Here is a 19076-nt window from a genome sequence, read left to right as displayed (position 1 = left end):
GGGATGACGGGAATTGGATGCCTCGCGCTTCCCTTCCTCACCCGCCTTTGTCAAGGCGGACACGCCTCGCTATGGACGGTCCATGCATATCCACCCGCTTATCTCCGACAGTGCCACGCTCGCCAATCTGTGCGCGCGCATGGCCGACGCCGACTATGTGTGCGTCGACACCGAATTCATGCGCGAGAGCACCTATTACCCGGAGCTCTGCCTGATCCAGATCGCCGACGACAAGGAAGCCGCGGCGATCGATCCGATGGCGCCGGGAATCGACCTGAAGCCGCTGCTCGACCTGCTCGTCGAGAATCACGACGTGCTGAAGGTCGTCCATGCCGGCGGGCAGGACATCGAGATCGTCTACAACCTTACCGGCAAGACCCCCTTCCCGCTGTTCGACACGCAGGTCGCGGCCATGGCGCTCGGCCAAGGCGAGCAGATCGGCTATTCGAATCTCGTCGACAGCTGGCTGGGCATCGCAGTCGACAAGGGCGCGCGATTCACCGACTGGGCGCGGCGGCCGCTGGACGAGCGGCAGATCGAATATGCGATCGGCGACGTCACGCATCTGTCGAAGATATTCCCCAAGATGCTCGAGCGGTTGCGCAAGACCGGACGCGGGGTGTGGCTCGACCAGGAGATGGAGCGGCTCGGCGATATTGCCAATTATGCGAACGATCCTGATCTGGCGTGGAAGCGTGTGCGGATCTCGGGGCGCAAGCCCGAGGTGCTGGGGCGGTTGAAGGCGCTGGCGCGGTGGCGCGAACTCGAGGCCCAGGCGAAGGACCTGCCGCGCGGCCGGATCGTCAAGGACGAGACGCTGGGCGACATGGCGGGGCATCCGCCGCGCAAGCAGGCCGACCTCGCGCGCGTTCGTGGGCTTTCGGCGACATGGGCGGGGAACGACATCGGTGGCCGCCTGATGGCCGCGATCGAAGGGGCTCAACCGCTTAGCGAGGACGAACTGCCGCCGCGCGACGACCGCAAGCCCGGGCTTGGCAAGGAGGGCTCGCTGGTTGCGGACCTCCTCAAGCTGCTGCTCAAGATCCGCTCGCGAGACATTGATGTCGCGTCCAAATTGTTAGCGCGGACGGATGAACTTGAAGCCCTCGCGGCGGGCGTTCGCACCGGGCTGCCGATGCTGGAGGGCTGGCGGTTCGATCAATTTGGCCGCGATGCGCTGGATCTGGTCGAGGGACGACTGGCTTTCGCGGTCATCGGCGGCAAGCTGAAGATGACGCGTACGGAGGATGCCGCATGAGAGTCGTTCCGATTGCAGTCTTGCTGGCTTCGGCGGCGTGTACGCCGGTCGAGATGCGCGGCGAGGCGCCTGCCGCTCCGCCGGTCGCGGCAGCCTGCAATGCCGGTTCGCTGGGCGATCTGGTCGGCAAGCGTGCGAGCGATGCCCGGGCGGACGTGATGCAGACGCGGTCGGGCGCTCGAACGCTGCGCTGGATCGCACCGAATACGGCGGTAACGATGGATTTCCGGCCTGACCGGCTGAATGTGTACGTCGATGCGAAGGGTCGGATCGAGCGCTTCACCTGCGCCTGATCACTTTGTTCCTCCCCTGCAAGGGGAGGTGGCTGGCTCGCCAGACGGAGGGGTGACACCTTCTCGATAGCGCGTCACCCCTCCGTCAGCCCGATGGGCTGCCACCTCCCCTTGCAGGGGAGGATCTACGCGAGAGCCAACAACGGCTTGCGACCTAATGCGGTCGCCAGCGCGATATGGCGACGTTCTACCGCCTCACCGTAGAGGCCGCGGTCGTCCGGGCGTAGCGTTAGCGTCAGCGTTATCCCGTCGTCCGATAGCTTCGAACGCTTGAGCGGACCGGCCAAGCCTCCGCTCATACGCTGGCCGAGCCGCATCGCGAGGCCCCACGCGGTTGCGCTCTTCACTGCTGCCGGCGTCGCGAGTCGCCCGACCGGGTCTGCGGCTGCCAAATCTCCGCCGAGGCTCGTGTAGAGCGCTTGGGCAAGCATTCCCCGGCCCGGCGCGTCGATCGCGACCCAGTTGCCGTGCAGGGCGATCTCCACGCCGCGTTCGGCGCGGAATTCGGGGTTGGCGCGCCAGCCTACGTCGGCAAGGAGACAGGCGGTGTGACGGATGCGCGCGAGCGCAGGTGGTTCGGTGACGAACAGCGGGGCGATCCAGCGATCGAGCAGGTCGCCATGCTCGGGAAAGCGACCCAGGAGACGCCCTTCTTCACGGGCGGCGACGATCAGCGGATCGAGCGCGCGGGTCTTGGGCTCCAGGTCGCCGTAGAGAAGCCCCTCGCGCAGACCGTATGCCGATACCACTGTCGTCTTGCTGCCGAGCTGGCGCATCAGCACGCCGAGCAGCGCGGCGGCGTCGGCCAGCGTGGACGTACGACCGGACGAAAGACCGGGGATCGCCTTCAGGCGCGGCTTCGAAAGCTGCGGGATCGTGCGACTGAGCCGCGTGATCGTTGCGGCGGTCATCGGGTATTGGTGGATGATCGGCAGCGGATAGTCCGACAGCTCCATGTCGAGCCGGGCGAGCGCACGCCACGATCCACCGACGAGATACAGCGGCAACCCCTGCCCCTTCGCAGTCCAACCAGCCTCGCGGACCAGCCTCGCGACATAGCGTTCGAGCACCTTGCCGCGCTTGGCACGAAGCGGGCCGATGCGGAGTACGCCGAGCGGGAACGAGACGCGGTCTTCGATCTTGCCGCGGCGGACGCGGACAAGTTCGAGACTGCCTCCTCCAAGATCGCCGACGATGCCGTCCGCGTCGGGGATCGCGGAGAGGACGCCGTAGCCGGCTGCGCTGGCCTCCTGTTCGCCCGACAGGGTCTCGACCTTGAGGCCGAGTTGTTCAGCCGCTGCAATGAGTTCGCCACCGTTCTTCGCATCGCGTACCGCCGCCGTCGCGACCGTGCGGAGCGTCGAGCATTCCATTTCCTTGGCCACCGCGGCGAACCGCGCGAGGGCGACGCGTGCCGTCTTCAGCGCCGACTTCTCGATCGCGCCGGTCGCGGCGAGCCCGCGTCCGAGCCCGGCCAGGACCTTCTCGTTAAAGCGGATCGCGGGCAGGCGTGGCGGGCCCTGATACACGACCAAGCGGATCGAGTTCGAGCCGATGTCGATAATCCCCGTACGCGGGTGGTCGTCGGTCTCGGCCTTGGGCGTGGAATTACCGAACAGGATATTCGTGACGCTCATCGTTTTCGCCGAAGCGACAGGGTCGGCACGGCGTTGCTGGTCGCGAGCGAGGCGCCGCGGCCGGAAAGAGACGGGTTGGTCATGAAATACCGATGCAGGTTGAACGGGCGGTCGCCGGGATCGACGCGGGTATATTCGCCGTCGGGGCCTAGCTCCCAACTCTGCTCGTTGTCGATCAGGTTCGCGACCATGACCTGATCGAGGATCTGGTCGTGGACGGTCGGGTTGAGGATCGGCAGCATGTATTCGACGCGGCGGTCGAAGTTGCGCGGCATCCAGTCGGCGGACGAGATGAAGAGTTTCGCGCCGTCGTTGGGGAGCGCCTTGCCGTTGCCGAACGCCCAGATCCGGCTGTGTTCCAGGAACCGCCCGATCACCGATTTCACGCGGATCGTCTCGGACAGGCCGGGTACACCGGGTCGCAGGCAACAGATGCCGCGGATGATGAGGTCGATCTCGACCCCTGCCCCGCTCGCCTCGTAGAGCTTCTCGATCACCGCGGGGTCGACCAGCGAGTTCATCTTCGCCCAGACGCCCGCCTGTTTGCCGGCGCGCGCGTTGGCAATCTCGACGTCGATGAGGTTCATCAAGTTCTGGCGCAGATCGCGCGGGCTGAGACTGACCTTCGCCATGTCGGTCGGCTCGACATAGCCGGTGATGTAGTTGAACATCTGGGCTGCATCGCGCCCGACCGCGGCGTCGGCGGTGAAGAAGCTGAGGTCGGTGTAGATCTTGGCGGTGACCGGGTGATAATTACCGGTGCCGAAATGGCAGTAGGTGCGGAACGCCTGGCCTTCGCGGCGGACGACCAGCGAGACCTTCGCGTGCGTCTTCCAGTCGATGAAGCCGTAGACGACCTGCACGCCGGCGCGCTCCAGTGCGGAGGCCCAGACCATGTTCTGCTCTTCGTCGAACCGCGCCTTCAGCTCGACGACGGCGGTGACCGACTTGCCCGCCTCGGCCGCGGTGATGAGCGCGTTGATGACCGCGGGCTGCTTGCCGGCGCGGTAGAGCGTCTGCTTGATCGCCACCACGTCAGGATCGTTCGCCGCCTGCTTGAGGAAGGCGAGCACGACTTCGAACGTCTCGTACGGGTGGTGGACGACGATGTCCTTCGCCTTGATCGCCGCGAAACAGTCGCCGCCGAATTCGCGGATCCGTTCGGGGAAGCGCGGTGTGAACGGCGGGAACTTCAGGTCGGGGCGATCCTCGTCGACCAGTCCGTCGAGGTCGACGATGCCGAGCAGATTACCGCTCTCGGTGATGATCGCGTCCGCGCCGCCGAGTTCGTCCTTGAGGACGGCCGCGAGCACATCGGGGATGCCGGTTTCGAGTTCCAGACGGATGACGCGGCCACGGCGGCGGCGCTTGATCGCGTTGGCGAAGTAGCGGACGAGGTCCTCCGCCTCTTCTTCGATCTCCATGTCGCTGTCGCGCAGGACGCGAAAGCTGGCGGCGGCGAGGACTTCGTAGCCGGGGAACAGGACGGGTGCGAACCGCTTCAGGATCGATTCGATCGAGATGTAGCGCGCGGGCTCGCCGGGGAGGCGAACGAACCGCGTCATCGTGTGCGGGAGCATGACCAGTTCGCGGACCGGTTCGTTATCCGAACGGCGGACGAGGTCGAAGATCACCGACAGGCCGCGGTTCGGGATGAACGGGAACGGATGCGCGGGATCGAGCGCCTGCGGGGTCAGGATCGGGAAAATCTGATCGCGGAAATGCGTTTCGAGCCACTCGTCGGCCTCGCCTTCGACCGCGTCGCGCCGCAGGACGAACAAGCCAGCCTCGTCGAGCAGCACGCGCAGGTCGCCCCACACCGCCTGCTGGCTCGCCATCAGTTCGTCGGCCTCACGGACGATCGCGGTCAGCTGTTGGCCCGCGGTGAGGCCGTCGGCCGAGCGACGGTCGACGTCCTGCGTCTGCTGGCCCTTCAGCCCCGCGACTCGGACCATGAAGAACTCGTCGAGGTTCGAGCCCGAGATCGACAGGAAGCGAAGCCGCTCCAGCAGCGGATGCGCGGGGTTGCACGCCTCCTCCAGCACGCGGCGGTTGAACGCCAGCCAGGAGAGTTCGCGGTTGAAGAACCGGTCGTTCGGCTCTGCGCCGATGGGATCGTCGTCGTCTTCCGCTTGGCGGACGATATGCGCTGGACGGTTCATCGGTCCTCTTGGGGTCTTATGGTGACGTGAAGAGCGGCAGATCCAGGGCAAGCTGTGGCCGGAGGATCAGCCCGGCCTCGGTGAGTGTCGTTCGTGCAAGAGGAATGGACAAGCGCTTGCGACGTTCCATCGCCTCCTGATCGAGCGCATCGACGGTTCGCGTTACGGTAATATGACTGCGCTCGATTCTGGTCGCGAGCCAGTCGATAAGATCGGGCCGCGCGTCGAGGCTGCGGCGCTCGAACAGATGCGCCAGCAGCAGCCGCATGAGTTCGTCGTCGGGCGCACCGATCGCCGCGATCGGACTGGCCGCGAGACGCGAGCGCAGGTCGGGGAGCTTGACCTTCCACTCGGGCGGGGCTGCGTCGGCGACGATGAGCAGCGGCCTGTGCTCCTCCTGCGCGCGGTTCCAGGCGTGGAACAGCTGCGCCTCGGGCACGCGCTCGGCATCGTCGATGATCGTGCCGCCGCTCTTCGCCGCGAAGATCCGCGCAAGCAGGCTGCGGCCCGATTTGCGCGGGCCGGTGAGGATGGCGGTCATGACGGGCCAGGTCGCCCAATGCTCCAGCGTATGGACGGCCCGCGAGTTGGATGGGGTAACCAGGAAGGCGTCGTCGCGAGGGTCCGCCGGCCACCCGAGTGGCAGCGCGATTTGAGTCATCTTGGTCGCGCTCACCCTGTCGTCACGGTATCCGCGGGAAGGTCCGGCGGAAGAAGTTGGGAAACCCGGCGGATGCGGATCGTCTGGCCGGAACCGAAAACCTGGTAACCGCGCGCTTCGAGCGCGGTCTTGAGCGCCGCCGGATCGCCGTCATAGGCGACCCGCATCAGCGAGACGCCGCCGAGCGCGAGGCTAGTCGTGGCCGCCGAGCGGACGCCCGGGATCGCGCGGAGTGCGGCTTCGGTCGACGATACGGCCGTAGCTGCGGGCGTGTCGAACTGAACCGTGACCGAGATGCCTTCGCCGCCGGTCAACGCCGCAATATTGGCGTCGGCGGTCTCGTCGCTCGGCAGGTCGTCGGTTACCGCGGCTTCGGGCGTTGGCGGCGGCGACAGGCTATAGTCGACACGGAGCGAACCATTGCGGCGCGCCTGCTGATACAGGTCGTCGATCCGCTTCACGCCGGTGTCGAGCAGTTGCGGCAGACCGTCGGACGTTCCGACACGGAGCGTGAAGCGGCCGATCAGGTCGTTGTCGGGACCGTGGCGCGCTTCGAACACGCCGATCACCGGGCCGCCGGGCCATTGGCGATAGAGCTTCACCACCGGGGACAGCACGTCGCTCGCGCCATATTGGTCGAGGATCGTCCGCCACCAGCCGCGACCGGGGCGCTGCGTCTGGCCAACGTTGAGCAGGAGCGCGTCGGGGCCGGAGCCGGACGGGCGAACATAATCGATGCTGCTGTTGCCGGTACGATAGCGCGCCCAGGCCTGCTGCCATTGCGTGCTCTGCTCGAAGGATTGGCCGACACCGCCCGAATATTGGATCGGGATCGTCAGCATCGGCTGGGAGCGATCGGCGTAGGTGGATATGCCGAGGACGGAGCCCGCGCGGGTGCGGTCGAACAGCACGCCGAGCTTGGCGATGTAACGCTGCGGGCCGATCTGTTCGTTCTCGACGACGATTCCGGAGACGAGCGAATCGAGCGTGCCGTCGGAGACGAGGCCACCACCACCACCAAGCCGGTTCGACAATTGCACCCAGGCCTTGCGCTGAGCGAGCCGCCAGCCGCTGTAACGCGCGGCGTCTGCGGTCTTGCCGGCTACATCGACGGTGACGCCGCTGACCTCGTAGGCGCTGCCGCTGTCGACCGGGGCTGCGCCTCGGTTGCCGCCCTCGATCTGCGCGAGCACGGCTCCGCCGCTGAGCAGCAAAGCGGCGCCGGCAAGCGCGGTGGGGAGGGTACGGATACGCATCAAGCGGGCCTTTTGGCGAAGCAGACGTGGAAATCCAAGCGCGATGTGGCTAGCAGCACCGATCATGACCGATACGCCAGACTCCGCCGCTCCCGCCACGGGCTCCTATACCTACGCTCAAGCGGGCGTTTCGATCGCCGCGGGCAACGCGCTGGTGCGGGCGATCGCCCCGCTCGCGCGCTCGACGCGGCGGCCAGGTGCGGACGCCGATCTCGGCGGGTTCGGCGGGATGTTCGACCTGAAGGCGGCAGGGTTCGTCGATCCGTTGCTGGTGGCGGCGAACGATGGCGTCGGCACCAAGCTGAAGCTGGCGATCGAATGGGACCGGCATGAGGGCGTCGGCGTCGATCTCGTCGCGATGTGCGTCAACGATCTGATCGTGCAGGGCGCCGAGCCTTTGTTCTTCCTCGATTATTATGCGAGCGGGAAGCTCGATGCGGCAGTCGCCGAGCGTGTCGTGGCATCGATTGCGGAAGGGTGCAAGACCGCCGGCTGCGCGCTGATCGGGGGCGAGACCGCCGAGATGCCGGGCATGTATGCGGATGGGGATTATGACCTCGCCGGCTTCTGCGTCGGGGCGGTCGAGCGGACCAACGTTCTTACCGGGCGAGAGATCGCTGCGGGCGATGTGATGCTCGGGTTGGCGTCGTCGGGCGTGCATTCGAACGGGTTCTCGCTGGTTCGCCGGCTGGCGACCGATCGCGGCTGGAAGCTCGATCGGCCGGCGCTGTTCGACCAGGACAAGTTGCTGATCGATCAGCTGATGGCGCCGACTCGGATCTATGTCGCGAGCCTGCTGCCGTTGCTGCGCGAGCGGCGGATCAAGGGACTGGCGCATATTACCGGCGGCGGCCTGCTCGAGAACATCCCGCGCGTGCTGCCCGAGGGCGTGCATGCGGTGGTCGACGCGGACGCTTGGGAGCAGTCGCGGTTGATGGCGTTCCTGCAAGCGCAGGGTGCGATCGAGGCGGAGGAGATGGCGCGGACGTTTAACTGCGGGATCGGCATGGTCGTGATCGTCTCCGCGGACGAGGCCGAGGCGGTGACCGCGGCGCTGGAGGCGGCGGACGAGACGGTGTTCACGATCGGGCGGATCGAGACCGGCGCGCATGGCTGCACGGTTCGCGGGTCGGCGGGAACTTGGAGCGCGCGCGAGGACTGGACCGCGACGCATGGCTGAGAAGATGCGGGTTGGCGTGCTGATCTCCGGGCGCGGATCGAACATGATGGCGCTGGTCGGCGCGTCGCGCGCGGCCGAGTGTCCGTATGAGATTGCGCTGGTGGCTTCGGACAAGCCGGATGCGGCTGGGCTTGAGTGGGCGCAGTCGCAGGGTCTGGCGACGTTTGCGCTTTCACCCAAGGGTTTAGGGAAGCCTGCTTACGAGGCGGCGATCGACGGGGCGTTGCGCGATGCTGGCGTCGGGGTCGTTGCGCTGGCCGGCTATATGCGATTGTTGTCGGACGGTTTCGTCGCGGCGTGGCGTGACCGGATCGTCAACATCCACCCGTCGCTGCTGCCCAAGTACAAAGGGCTCGACACGCACGCGCGCGCACTCGCGGCGGGCGATGCGGTCGGCGGGTGCTCGGTGCATGTCGTGACCGAGGAACTCGATGGCGGCGTGGTGCTGGGGCAGGCCGAGGTGCCGATCCTTGCCGGCGACGATGCGGATGCGCTTGCGGAGCGCGTGCTGGCGGCGGAACATGCGCTGTATCCCAAGACCTTGGCGGAGTTCGTGACGCGATGACCGATCTGTCCCCTCTCGACCGCGTTCGTGCGGCGGCGCTGGCGTTGCCCGAGACCGAGGAAACGGTTTCGCATGGCCAGCCGACGTTCTTCGTTGCGGGCAAGCAGTTCGCGCAGTTTCGGGCGGATCATCATGGCGATGGGCTGACCGTGGTGTGCGTAAAGACGGGTGGGGCCGACGAGCAGGCGATGCTGATCGAGGCGAACCCGGATGTGTATTCGCGGCCAGCGTATCTTGGTGCGACCGGGTGGGTCGGCGTGAACCTTGCGGGCGATCCCGACTGGGCGCTGGTGGAGGACCGGATCGCGCGCAGTTGGGAGCTGGCGGCCCCTGCCCGCCTGCTGGAGGCCGGCGGGCGATGAGCGGCGAGACTCCGACCGAACGGCGCGAAGCTGCGGCGACGCGGCGGCGCTGGGTCACGTTGGCGGAAGTCGTGGCGGTTGCAGGCGTTCTGATCGCCGCGCTGACGTTGTGGACCAACTGGTCGGATCACCGTGCGAACGAGGCGGACAAGCTCGCCGCGCAGTCGAGTGCCGCGCGTGAGCGGACCAAGATCGACCTTTCGGCGATCGTGCAGGATGGCGGCGATACGCTGTTGCTGAAGGATGCGCGGCATGACCTTCAGGACGTGACGATCACGTTTCCCAAGGCGCTCGGCGTATCGCCGCAGCGGCCGCCGGCCGAGCCGATCATCGACAAATCCTGGTTCTCTAAACCGCTTCTGAAGTTGACCGATGGCGGCGCGGACAACCGAGCAGGCCGATTGCCGGTTCTGGTTAGCGTCCAATATTTTGATGGCGACACGACTCGGTCTGCGAGCGGCATCTATGAAGTGATCTGGAAGACCGAAGCCGGCTTGCCCTTGATGGGTCGGTCACTGAAGCTCGAGGGCTTGCGCGTTCGCCAGCGCGGCGGTGATCAGGCGAAGCTTGATGCGATCTGGGCGAAAGAGAAGCCCGCGACGTGATTGCCTACCGCTAAACGGCACCACCCCGGCGGAGGCCGGGGTCCAATTGGGGACGTTGCTAACGGACGGCAGCGGTCCGTTACTGCGACCTTTCCAATTGGGCCCCGGCCTTCGCCTGGGTGGTAGTGGTGCTGTGCAGTGCGGAGCTTTCGCCGGGAAGACTCAGACCGCCTTGGCGTAGACTGGGTCGTCGTGGAGGGTGGTGCCGACCGTGAACTGGCGGGTGCCGATTACCTTGAAGCCTTGGCGTTCGTAGAAGGCTCGGGCGCGGGTGTTCTGGTCCCATACGCCTAGCAGGATGCGGGTGCGTTCGTGCGCCGCGGCGTCTTCGAGGGCGCGGGCCATCAGGGCGGCGCCTAGGCCTGAGCCCTGGCCTTGCTTCATGAGATAGATGCGGCGGAGTTCTATGTCCGCCGGGCCGGGTTCGATCGGGAAATCCGGCGCGGTCAACACCGTGTAGCCGATCGGTGCGTGGCCGGGCTCGTGCTCGGCGAGCGTTACGATCGTCGCGGGGTCGGCCAGCCACGTCTCGAAGGTGGCGATGCTGTTCTTCATCGTGCAGTGCGCGACGATGTCGGTACCGGTCAGCACGGTCGCATAAGTATCGAGAAACGTGGCGGATGCGACGAGCGACAGCGCGGGCGCGTCGCCCGGTCCTGCCCGTCGCAACCGCCAAGTCATCAGCCGACGATTTCTTCGGGCTTGAAGAAGTATGCGATCTCGATCTCGGCGTTCTCGTCCGAATCCGACCCGTGCACGGTGTTGGCTTCGATCGACTCGGCGAGTTCCTTGCGGATCGTGCCGGGCTCTGCGTTGGCGGGATTGGTGGCGCCCATGATGTCGCGGTTGCGCTGCATCGCGTTCTCGCCCTCGAGAACCTGGACGACGACCGGGCCCGAGATCATGAACGAGACGAGCTCGCCGAAGAACGGACGCTCCTTGTGGACCGCGTAGAAGCCTTCGGCCTGCTCGCGGGTCATCTGGATGCGCTTCGAAGCGACGACGCGCAGGCCGGCTTCCTCGAGCATCTTGGTGACCGCACCGGTCAGGTTGCGGCGGGTTGCGTCGGGCTTGATGATCGAAAAAGTACGGTTCGCGGCCATGATGGTCACGGGCTCCTGTGATAAAGCTTTGGAAAAGTGGCGCCGCCCTAGAGCCGGGGCGGTCCAAATGCAACTAGGCGGCCTGTTCCCAGCGCCCGGAGTCGTTCTGCTTCCAGTAGCGGCGTTCGACGCCGTCGCGGTCGGCTAGCGCTTTCCAGGCGAGGCGGGCTTCGCGGATGGCTTCGTCGTCGAAGATGTGGAAGGCGCGGTCGAAGGTCAGGGTCAGGTCCCGCCACCGACCATCGACGATCGCGACGTTGCGTGCCGCATTGGCGGGGGCGGCGTCGGGTATGTCGTCCGCGATCAGGATGGGTTGCGCTGCATCGTCGTTGCTGCCGGCCTGGGCGTGGGGGAGGAAGCTCTCGGGGGCGTAGGACCAGAGCAGGCGGTCGAGTGCGACGCGTTGCTCCTGGGGTTCGGCGACGATCAGGAGCCGACCGCCGGTTGCGACCACGCGCTCGGCTATGCGTGGGAGGACGCGGTCGAGGGGGCTGGTTAGGTGGTAGAAATCGACCTGCATAGTTTCCATCCACCTGCCCGACCCGCGCCGTCATCCTGACGAAAGTCAGGATTCAGAGCAACGGAGCGCATCGTTTGGTATCCTGGGTCCTGACTTTCGTCAGGATGACGAAGAAGAGGATGACGGGAGGGGGGCGGCGTTCCCCCAACCCGTCGTTCAGCCCTCGAAGTTGTCCGCTACGAACTGGTCGAGCAGGCGGACGCCATAACCCGTAGCGCCCTTGTCGTGGTTGGTCCCCGGCTTGTCGGACCAGACCATGCCGGCGATGTCGAGATGCGCCCACTTCACACCCTCGTCGACGAAGCGCTTGATGAACTGGGCGGCAGTGATCGAGCCGGCGCCGCGGGGACCGACGTTCTTCATGTCGGCGATCGGCGAGTCGATCAGCTTGTCGTATGCGGGCGACAACGGGAAGCGCCAGAGCGTGTCGCCGGTGGTCTTGCCCGCCGCGATCAGCTGGTCCGCGAGGGCGTCGTCGTTGGCGAAGATGCCGCCATTCTCGGTGCCGAGCGCGACGATCATCGCACCCGTGAGCGTGGCGAGATCGACGATCGTGGTCGGCTTGTGCGCCTGCTGGACCCAGGTGACGCAATCGCAGAGCACGAGGCGACCCTCGGCGTCGGTGTTGAGCACTTCGATCGTCTGGCCGGACATCGAAGTGATGACGTCGCTCGGACGCAGCGCGGCGCCATCGGGCATGTTCTCGACCAGGCCCATCACGCCGACGACGTTCGCCTTGGCCTTGCGGCTCGCCAGCGCCTTCATCGCGCCGGCGACCGCGCCTGCCCCGCCCATGTCCCACTTCATGTCTTCCATGCCCGCGCCGGGCTTGATCGAGATGCCGCCCGAATCGAACGTCACGCCCTTGCCGACGAACGCCAGCGTTGGCGCGTCGGCCCCTGCCCCGTTCCACTTGAGCGCGAGGATGCGGGCTTCACGGCGCGAGCCCTGGCTGACGCCGAGCAGCGAGCCCATGCCGAGCTCGGTCATCTGCGCCTCGTCGAGCACGGTGATCTCAAGCCCAAGACCCTCGACGTCCTTCGTCACCTTCTCGACGAAGCTCTCGGGATAGACGACGTTCGGCGGCGACGTGACCAGCCAGCGGGTCAGGTCGAGACCGCCGGTGACTGCGGACTGCTCCGCCCAGGCGGTGTCGGTGCCGTCGGGCGCACCCGCGATCGTGATCTCGGTCAGCGTCGGCTTAGATTTCTCGGCCAGCTTGGTGCGGTACGTGTCGTAGCGCCATGCTCGCTGCGCGGCGGCGGCGGCGAAGTGCGCGGCGGCCTTCGGAGTCGGCGTGGCGCCTGCGAAGAAGTCGGCGACGACCGAGGTCGCGCCCGATGTCAGCAGGCGAGCGGTGATCGCGCCCCCGGCCTTTTCCCAATCGGCAGTCTCGCCACCGCCGACGCCGACGAGCAGGACCTGGCGGACTGAACCGTCGACGGGCACGAACAGCTCGACGACCGAACCGGCCTCGCCTGTGAACCGTGCCGCGCTCGCCGCGCTGGTCGCCACCGCCTCGACATCGCCGCCGATCGCGCTCCACTTGGTCTGCGCCACGCCGTCCTTTGCGACGGGGACGGCCAGGATCGGGGCGTTGGCGGGAACGGTCGGGGCGAAGACGATCTGCATGAAGAAACCTCGGGAAGCTTTTGAACGGATGTGCGTACCCCATAAGTTGATGCCGCGGGTCCGGCAAAGCAAGGTGGAGCCCCTCAACGCCCGATGATTGCAGCGACGCGCCTGCAAGCGAGTGCGGGATGCGATTGCAGCGAAGGGCCGGTGGTGCGATAGGCGGGCGATATGGCGGCAAACGGCTGCCCAGTGCCAAAGGGGTTGGTTCGGATCGTGTTGCGTATCGACCTTTTGACGGGTTGTGCCGTTTCGCTCGCGCTGGCGTGCGGACTGGCAACCTCGCCCGTGCAGGCCCAGGATCTTCAGAACCGCCCGGTTGCGCCACCGGTGCAGGACCCGCCGGTCGCCAATGCGTCGACGGCGACGCCGGCCGAGGACCAAGTGCAGTTCAGCTCCACGGCGCTGGAATACAACACCAACACGGACATCGTGACCGCGACCGGTGAAGTCCGGATGTTCCGCCAGGGCAGTCGCCTGCGCGCCGACAAGGTCGTGTGGAACCGCAAGACCGGCAAGGTCGTCGCGACCGGCAATATCGCGGTCACCAATCCCGAAGGCGACATCGCGTACGGTGACGAGATCAACCTGACCGATTCGCTGAAGGACGGCGTGGTCGACAATATGCTCGTCGTGCTCGAACAGGGCGGGCGCCTCGCCGCCGAGCAAGGCACGCGCGACGCCGACGGCACGGTCAATTTGAAGACCGCGGCCTACACGCCGTGCGGCGTCACCAACTCCGCCGGTTGCCCGAAGGAACCGACGTGGAAGATCACCGCGGTCCGCGTCACCTATCGTCCGGAGCGGAAGCGCATCTTCTACAAGGGCGCGCGCCTGCACCTGTTCGGCCTGCCAAGCCTGCCGCTCCCCGAATTCTCCAATCCGGTCGGTGGCGGGAGCGACAGCGGGTTGCTCTCGCCGAACGGCGGATATAGCCGCGTCAATGGCGTCGAAGTCAGCGTCCCCTATTACTGGAAGCTCGCCCCGAACCAGGGGCTGGTCATCACCCCGCACATCTACAGCAGCGTGCTGCCGATGGCGCAGGTCGATTATTCCGCGCTCAACTCGAAGGGCGCCTTCAAGGTACGCGCTTACGCGACCGAAAGCCGGCGTAGCGACGATCTGGCGACCGCGGACCCGACCGACACGAGCATGGCGTTCCGGGGCTATATCGACGGCGTGGGGCGCTATCAGCTGTCGCCGAACTGGACCGCGAGCGGTTCGCTGCGCCTGACGACGGACCGGACGTTCCTGCGCCGCTACGACATCTCGCGCGATGATCGCCTGCGCACCACGGCGAGCCTGGAGCGGATCGACGACAGCAGCTATTTCTCGCTGAGCGGCTGGTATGCGCAGACGTTGCGCGTCGCCGACAGACAGGGGGACCAGCCGATCGCGCTGCCCGAGATCGACTATCGCAAGCGGTTCGACGACGGGCTGGTCGGCGGCCGGTTCCAGCTCCAGCTGAACACGCTCGCGCTGACCCGCACCGATGGCCAGGACACGCAGCGCGCGTTCGCCAGTCTTCAGTGGGACCTGCGCCGCTTCACCAACTGGGGCCAGGAGGTCACCTTCACGGCGTTTGCGCGCGGCGACCTGTATAATACCAACGACACTCTCGCGACGACCAACATCAGCTATCGTGGGCTGGAGGGCTTTCACCAGCGCGCGATCGGTGCGGTTGCGGTCGACGTGAAGTGGCCGTTCATCGGCACGTTCCTCGGCGGCACGCAGCGTTTTACCCCCCGCGTCCAGTTCGTCGCGGCCCCGAAGGTCGCGAACATCACCCTGCCGAACGAGGATTCGCGCGCAGTCGATCTCGACGACACCAACCTGTTCTCGCTGAACCGGTTCGCCGGCTATGACCGGTTCGAGGATTCGTCGCGCGTCACCTATGGTGGCGAATGGGCGCTCGACCTGCCGGGCATCAGCTTCACCACCAATGTCGGCCAGAGCTATCGGCTGGACCTGCGCCCCACCATCCTGCCGGATGGCACCGGCCTCAGCGATCGGTTCTCCGACATCGTCGGGCGCAGCGAGCTTCGGTTCCGCGACTTCGTTTCGATCGTCCACCGCTATCGACTCGACAAGGACGGCTTTGCGATCCGCCGCAACGAGCTCGATGCGACGATCGGCTCGCGGGCGACCTATGTGCTGGTCGGCTATCTGAAGCTGAACCGCAACATCGACGCGTCGATCGAGGATCTGCGCGACCGCGAGGAGGTCCGCGTCGCCGGCCGCGTCCAGTTCGCGCGATTCTGGTCGGCGTTCGGCTCGGGCGTGGTCGATCTCACCAACGCGTCGGAGGACCCGCTGTCCCGCAGCGACGGCTTCACCCCGATCCGCCACCGCATCGGCATCCAGTACGAGGACGACTGCCTGCGTCTCGGCGGGACCTGGCGGCGAACCTACAACGACACCGGCGACGCGCGTAAGGGCAACAGCTTCCTGTTGACGCTGGCCTTCACCAACCTCGGCCGCTAAGCCCGCGTTCAGCTACTTTGAGGCAACGCCGGATATGTGCCGTCATGGCAATGACGGTGCGATGTACGGCGCGCGATGATGGGATACCGACACTTGAAGCATGATGTTCGACTGGCGGCGCGTAGCAGCCGTGTGATCGGGGCGGTGGTTCTGGCCGCGCTGGCGGCAAGTGCGATCGCGCAGAGCGCTCCTCCGCAGGCTGCCGCAGGCGAGGCAGGCGCCGGTCGGACGGTCCAGGATCAGAGCGTGCCGGACAATACCGGCCTCGACATCCCGACCAACCTTCAGATCTTCGGCAAGCTCGACCCCAACGTCCGCAAGCCGACCGCGATCGTCAACGACACGGTCATCACGGGCACCGACGTCGACCAGCGCGTGGCGCTGGTGGCGATGGCGAACGAGGCGAAGCTGTCGCCGGAGGACCGCGAGCGGCTGAAGCTTCAGGTGCTGCGCCAGCTGATCGACGAGACGCTGCAGATCCAGGAAGCGAAGACCGCCGACATCGCGATCACCCCGGCCGAGCTGACGCAGAGCTACAATGCGGTGTCCAAGCGGTTCAACAGGACCCCGGAGGCGATGCGCGCATTCCTGCGCGAGTCCGGGTCGTCCGAGCGCTCGCTCAAGCGGCAGATCGAGGGCGAGCTCGCCTGGCAGCGCTATCTGCGCCGCCGCGTCGAGCCGTTCGTCAACGTCGGCGACGAGGAAGTGAAGTCGATCATCGACCGTCTCCAGGCGGCCAAGGGCACCGACGAGTTCAACCTCAAGGAAATCTATCTCGCGGCGACGCCGGCGAACGGCCAGCAGGTATACGCGAACGCCAAGCAGATCCTGGCGGAGATCCAGAAGGGCGCGCAGCCGTTCGAATATTACGCGCGTCAGTTCTCCGAAGCGTCGACCCGTGCGGTCGGCGGCGATCTCGGCTGGATTCGCGCCGCGACGCTGCCGGCGCAGCTCGCCGAAGCCGCGACGACGATGCAGGTCGGCCAGGTCGCGGGGCCGATCGAGGTCTCGGGCGGCTATTCGATCCTGTATCTGACCGACAAGCGTCAGGTGCTGACGGCGGATCCCCGCGATGCGAAGCTCAGCCTCAAGCAGCTGACGCTCAAGTTCCCGCCGAACACCAACCAGGCGCAGGCCGCGGCGCGTGCCCAGGCATTCGCCAAGGCGACGCAGGATCTGCGCGGGTGCGGCACCGTGGAGAAGGTCGCGGCCGGGATCGGCGCGGACGTGGTCGACAACGACACGGTTCGCATCCGCGACCTGCCGCCTCAGCTTCAGGAGATCATGCTGAAGCTCCAGGTCGGTCAGTCGACCCCGCCGTTCGGCTCCGCGGAACAGGGCGTGCGCGCGCTGGTGCTGTGCGGACGCGACGATGCGCAGGCCGGGTCGGTGCCGAATTCGGAGCAGATCCAGGGCCAGCTCGAACAACAGCGCGTCAACCTGCGCGCCCAGCAGAAGCTGCGCGATCTACGGCGCGATGCCGTGGTCGATTATCGGTGACCGCGACCGGTGACCGCGATGGGATGATCGGCGCGTGACGCGCGTACACCCGCTCGCGGTATCGATGGGCGATCCTGCGGGGATCGGTCCGGAGATCATCGCCAAGGCCTGGGACGCGCGTGAGACACACCGCTTGCCGCCGTTCGTCGCGGTTGGCGATGCCCGTGCGATCGAGCGGGTCTGGACCGGCCAGATCGCGCGGGTCGCGGATATGAACGAAGCGGGGGCGGTGTTCGCGGATGCGCTGCCGGTACTGACCGTGGGCGACGCCGGGACGATCGTTCCCGGACACCCGGACGCCGATGGCGCGCGATGTGCGCTGCATTCGCTGGAGTTGGCCGTCGGGCTTGTCCGTACCGGGGCGGCGCGCGCGCTGGTGACGGGGCCGGTGTCGAAATCGCAGCTGTATGCGATCGGCTTCAGTCATCCGGGACAGACCGAGTTCGTTGCCGAGCGTTACGGCGTGGCGGGCGACAATGCGGTGATGATGCTGGCCGGGCCGTCGCTGAAGGTGGTGCCGATCACGACCCACGTGCCTTTGAAGGAGGTTTCCGCGCTGCTGACGATCGACCTGATCGTCGCCAAGGGCCGCGCGACTGCACGCGGGTTGCTGCGCAACTTCGGGATCGAGAACCCGCGGCTCGCCTTTGCGGGCTTCAATCCGCATGCCGGCGAACAGGGTGCGCTCGGGCGCGAGGAGATCGAGATCATCGCGCCGGCGATCGCGATCTTGCGGGACGAAGGCATCGATGCGACCGGGCCGTTTGCGGCGGACACGATGTTCCATCCGCGGGCGCGTGCCACGTATGACGTCGTGATGTGCTGCTATCACGACCAGGCGCTGGTGCCGCTCAAGACGATCCATTTCGACGAGGGCGTCAATATGACGCTGGGGCTGCCGATCGTGCGGACCTCGCCGGATCACGGCACCGCGTTTGCGATCGCGGGCAAGAACCTCGCCGAACCGGGCGCGATGATCGCGGCGATCGCGATGGCGGGCGAAGCGGCCGACCGGCGCGCGCAGACCGCAGCCTGCAAATCGTGAGCGATGCGGTAACGGCGCTGCCCCCGCTGCGCGAGGTGATCGCGCGGTACGGTTTGAACGCGAGCAAGGCGCTCGGGCAGAATTTCCTGTTCGACATGCAGTTGCTCAAGCGGATCGCCGCGGTGCCGGGTGATCTGCGTGGTGCGGAAGTGCTGGAAGTGGGACCTGGGCCTGGCGGTCTGACGCGCGCGCTACTTGCTGCAGGCGCGCGGGTGACGGCGATCGAGCGTGACCGGCGCTGTATCCCGGCGCTGGCCGAACTCGGCGAGGCGTATCCGGGGATGCTGCGCGTGATCGAGGGCGATGCGATGGAAATCGATGCGCCTTCGCTGTTCGAGGGCAAGCCGCATATCGTGTCGAACCTGCCGTATAATATCGGCACGGCGTTGCTCGTCGGGTGGCTGTCGGCGTCTTGGCTGCCGTGGTGGCAGTCGTGCACGCTGATGTTCCAGAAGGAAGTCGCCGAGCGGATCGTCGCCAAGACCAATGACGATCATTACGGGCGATTGGCGGTGCTGGCGCAGTGGCGCTCGACCGCGCGGATCGCGATGCCGGTGCACCGGTCGGCGTTCACCCCGCCGCCCAAGGTCATGTCGGCGGTGGTGCATCTGGTGCCAGTGGAGGCGCCGGAGGGGGTGAACTTCGCGGTGCTGGAGCGACTGACGGGCGCGGCGTTCGGGCAGCGGCGGAAGATGTTGCGGCAGAGCCTGAAGGGCGTGTCGGGTGCGCTGGATGCGCTGGAGCGGATCGGGGTGGAGGCGACGCGGCGGGCGGAGACGCTGTCGGTGGCAGATTTCACGGCGTTGGCGCGCG

General features: G+C 66.6%; 18 protein-coding genes. 10 read left to right on the top strand and 8 right to left on the bottom strand.

Going from position 1 to position 19076, the window contains the following annotated elements:
• Positions 1-82: 82 nt before the first annotated feature.
• Complete coding sequence (gene rnd, locus H8S47_RS11790; protein WP_187504057.1) at positions 83-1258, top strand: ribonuclease D; 1176 nt, start codon at positions 83-85, stop codon at positions 1256-1258.
• Complete coding sequence (locus H8S47_RS11785; protein WP_187504056.1) at positions 1255-1551, top strand: I78 family peptidase inhibitor; 297 nt, start codon at positions 1255-1257, stop codon at positions 1549-1551. Before rnd ends, H8S47_RS11785 begins: the two co-directional genes overlap by 4 nt.
• A gap of 125 nt (positions 1552-1676) precedes the next feature.
• On the opposite strand, the gene H8S47_RS11780 is transcribed toward H8S47_RS11785, so the two are convergent.
• Genes H8S47_RS11780 through H8S47_RS11765 form a run of 4 tightly spaced genes read right to left on the bottom strand, consistent with a single transcriptional unit; the run spans position 1677 to position 7267 of the window.
• On the bottom strand, positions 1677-3188 hold the full coding sequence (locus H8S47_RS11780; protein WP_187504055.1) for a Ppx/GppA family phosphatase: 1512 nt from the start codon (positions 3186-3188) through the stop codon (positions 1677-1679).
• Complete coding sequence (locus H8S47_RS11775) at positions 3185-5350, bottom strand: RNA degradosome polyphosphate kinase (RefSeq protein WP_187504054.1); 2166 nt, start codon at positions 5348-5350, stop codon at positions 3185-3187. The genes H8S47_RS11780 and H8S47_RS11775 overlap by 4 nt, the downstream gene beginning before the upstream one ends.
• A 16-nt stretch (positions 5351-5366) precedes the next feature.
• A complete protein-coding gene (locus tag H8S47_RS11770) occupies positions 5367-6011 on the bottom strand; it encodes an HdaA/DnaA family protein (RefSeq protein ID WP_187504053.1) in 645 nt (214 codons plus the stop codon).
• Between the two features lie 11 nt (positions 6012-6022).
• Positions 6023-7267 carry a heavy-metal-associated domain-containing protein gene (locus H8S47_RS11765; RefSeq protein WP_187504052.1) on the bottom strand — a complete coding sequence of 415 codons (1245 nt, stop codon included), beginning with the start codon at positions 7265-7267 and terminating at the stop codon, positions 6023-6025.
• Between the two features lie 64 nt (positions 7268-7331).
• On the opposite strand from H8S47_RS11765, the gene purM reads away from it, so the two are divergent.
• From purM to H8S47_RS11745, 4 genes are read left to right on the top strand one after another with little or no spacing between them, the layout of a single operon-like run.
• Positions 7332-8447, top strand: a complete 1116-nt coding sequence (purM, locus tag H8S47_RS11760; protein ID WP_187504051.1) for a phosphoribosylformylglycinamidine cyclo-ligase — start codon at positions 7332-7334, stop codon at positions 8445-8447.
• Complete coding sequence (gene purN, locus H8S47_RS11755; RefSeq protein WP_187504050.1) at positions 8440-9012, top strand: phosphoribosylglycinamide formyltransferase; 573 nt, start codon at positions 8440-8442, stop codon at positions 9010-9012. The genes purM and purN overlap by 8 nt, the downstream gene beginning before the upstream one ends.
• Positions 9009-9374, top strand: coding sequence for an MmcQ/YjbR family DNA-binding protein (locus H8S47_RS11750; protein ID WP_187504049.1), 366 nt, complete (start codon positions 9009-9011; stop codon positions 9372-9374). The genes purN and H8S47_RS11750 overlap by 4 nt, the downstream gene beginning before the upstream one ends.
• Positions 9371-9979, top strand: a complete 609-nt coding sequence (locus tag H8S47_RS11745; RefSeq protein ID WP_187504048.1) for a hypothetical protein — start codon at positions 9371-9373, stop codon at positions 9977-9979. Before H8S47_RS11750 ends, H8S47_RS11745 begins: the two co-directional genes overlap by 4 nt.
• A gap of 162 nt (positions 9980-10141) precedes the next feature.
• On the opposite strand, the gene H8S47_RS11740 is transcribed toward H8S47_RS11745, so the two are convergent.
• The 4 genes from H8S47_RS11740 to H8S47_RS11725 form a co-directional block, all read right to left on the bottom strand.
• A complete protein-coding gene (locus H8S47_RS11740; protein ID WP_187504047.1) occupies positions 10142-10660 on the bottom strand; it encodes a GNAT family N-acetyltransferase in 519 nt (172 codons plus the stop codon).
• Positions 10660-11082, bottom strand: a complete 423-nt coding sequence (gene ndk, locus H8S47_RS11735; protein WP_187504046.1) for a nucleoside-diphosphate kinase — start codon at positions 11080-11082, stop codon at positions 10660-10662. Before ndk ends, H8S47_RS11740 begins: the two co-directional genes overlap by 1 nt.
• Before the next feature lie 73 nt (positions 11083-11155).
• On the bottom strand, positions 11156-11602 hold the full coding sequence (locus H8S47_RS11730) for a DNA polymerase III subunit chi (protein ID WP_187504045.1): 447 nt from the start codon (positions 11600-11602) through the stop codon (positions 11156-11158).
• A 156-nt stretch (positions 11603-11758) separates the two neighbouring features.
• The gene (locus H8S47_RS11725) at positions 11759-13234 is read right to left on the bottom strand and encodes a leucyl aminopeptidase (protein WP_187504044.1); all 1476 of its coding nucleotides are present in this window, start codon (positions 13232-13234) and stop codon (positions 11759-11761) included.
• Positions 13235-13450: 216 nt separating this feature from the next.
• On the opposite strand from H8S47_RS11725, the gene H8S47_RS11720 reads away from it, so the two are divergent.
• The 4 genes from H8S47_RS11720 to rsmA all read left to right on the top strand — a co-directional run.
• Positions 13451-15718: an LPS-assembly protein LptD gene (locus tag H8S47_RS11720; RefSeq protein ID WP_398456834.1), complete on the top strand. Its 2268-nt coding sequence runs from the start codon at positions 13451-13453 to the stop codon at positions 15716-15718.
• Positions 15719-15796: 78 nt separating this feature from the next.
• On the top strand, positions 15797-17218 hold the full coding sequence (locus H8S47_RS11715) for a peptidylprolyl isomerase (RefSeq protein ID WP_187504042.1): 1422 nt from the start codon (positions 15797-15799) through the stop codon (positions 17216-17218).
• A 34-nt stretch (positions 17219-17252) separates the two neighbouring features.
• Positions 17253-18263 carry a 4-hydroxythreonine-4-phosphate dehydrogenase PdxA gene (pdxA, locus tag H8S47_RS11710; RefSeq protein ID WP_187504041.1) on the top strand — a complete coding sequence of 337 codons (1011 nt, stop codon included), beginning with the start codon at positions 17253-17255 and terminating at the stop codon, positions 18261-18263.
• Positions 18257-19076 (top strand): 16S rRNA (adenine(1518)-N(6)/adenine(1519)-N(6))-dimethyltransferase RsmA (gene rsmA, locus H8S47_RS11705; RefSeq protein WP_413243622.1); only part of this gene is annotated, 820 nt, incomplete at its 3' end. The genes pdxA and rsmA, both read left to right, overlap by 7 nt.

Source organism: Sphingomonas albertensis (genome assembly GCF_014358075.1).
GTDB lineage: Bacteria > Pseudomonadota > Alphaproteobacteria > Sphingomonadales > Sphingomonadaceae > Sphingomonas > Sphingomonas albertensis.
Note: the sequence above shows the minus strand (reverse complement) of the source record. Positions and strands in the feature narration are given on the sequence as shown.

Bases quoted from the DNA above. Each gene is read 5' to 3' on its own strand.
- rnd (WP_187504057.1), top strand. From the start codon at position 83: ATGCATATCCACCCGCTTATCTCCGACAGTGCCACGCTCGCCAATCTG.
- H8S47_RS11715 (WP_187504042.1), top strand. From the start codon at position 15,797: ATGGGATACCGACACTTGAAGCATGATGTTCGACTGGCGGCGCGTAGC.
- H8S47_RS11740 (WP_187504047.1), bottom strand. From the start codon at position 10,660: ATGACTTGGCGGTTGCGACGGGCAGGACCGGGCGACGCGCCCGCGCTG.
- ndk (WP_187504046.1), bottom strand. From the start codon at position 11,082: ATGGCCGCGAACCGTACTTTTTCGATCATCAAGCCCGACGCAACCCGC.
- H8S47_RS11730 (WP_187504045.1), bottom strand. From the start codon at position 11,602: ATGCAGGTCGATTTCTACCACCTAACCAGCCCCCTCGACCGCGTCCTC.
- H8S47_RS11765 (WP_187504052.1), bottom strand. From the start codon at position 7,267: ATGCGTATCCGTACCCTCCCCACCGCGCTTGCCGGCGCCGCTTTGCTG.
- purN (WP_187504050.1), top strand. From the start codon at position 8,440: ATGGCTGAGAAGATGCGGGTTGGCGTGCTGATCTCCGGGCGCGGATCG.
- purM (WP_187504051.1), top strand. From the start codon at position 7,332: ATGACCGATACGCCAGACTCCGCCGCTCCCGCCACGGGCTCCTATACC.
- H8S47_RS11770 (WP_187504053.1), bottom strand. From the start codon at position 6,011: ATGACTCAAATCGCGCTGCCACTCGGGTGGCCGGCGGACCCTCGCGAC.
- H8S47_RS11725 (WP_187504044.1), bottom strand. From the start codon at position 13,234: ATGCAGATCGTCTTCGCCCCGACCGTTCCCGCCAACGCCCCGATCCTG.
- H8S47_RS11785 (WP_187504056.1), top strand. From the start codon at position 1,255: ATGAGAGTCGTTCCGATTGCAGTCTTGCTGGCTTCGGCGGCGTGTACG.
- H8S47_RS11775 (WP_187504054.1), bottom strand. From the start codon at position 5,350: ATGAACCGTCCAGCGCATATCGTCCGCCAAGCGGAAGACGACGACGAT.
- H8S47_RS11750 (WP_187504049.1), top strand. From the start codon at position 9,009: ATGACCGATCTGTCCCCTCTCGACCGCGTTCGTGCGGCGGCGCTGGCG.
- H8S47_RS11745 (WP_187504048.1), top strand. From the start codon at position 9,371: ATGAGCGGCGAGACTCCGACCGAACGGCGCGAAGCTGCGGCGACGCGG.
- H8S47_RS11780 (WP_187504055.1), bottom strand. From the start codon at position 3,188: ATGAGCGTCACGAATATCCTGTTCGGTAATTCCACGCCCAAGGCCGAG.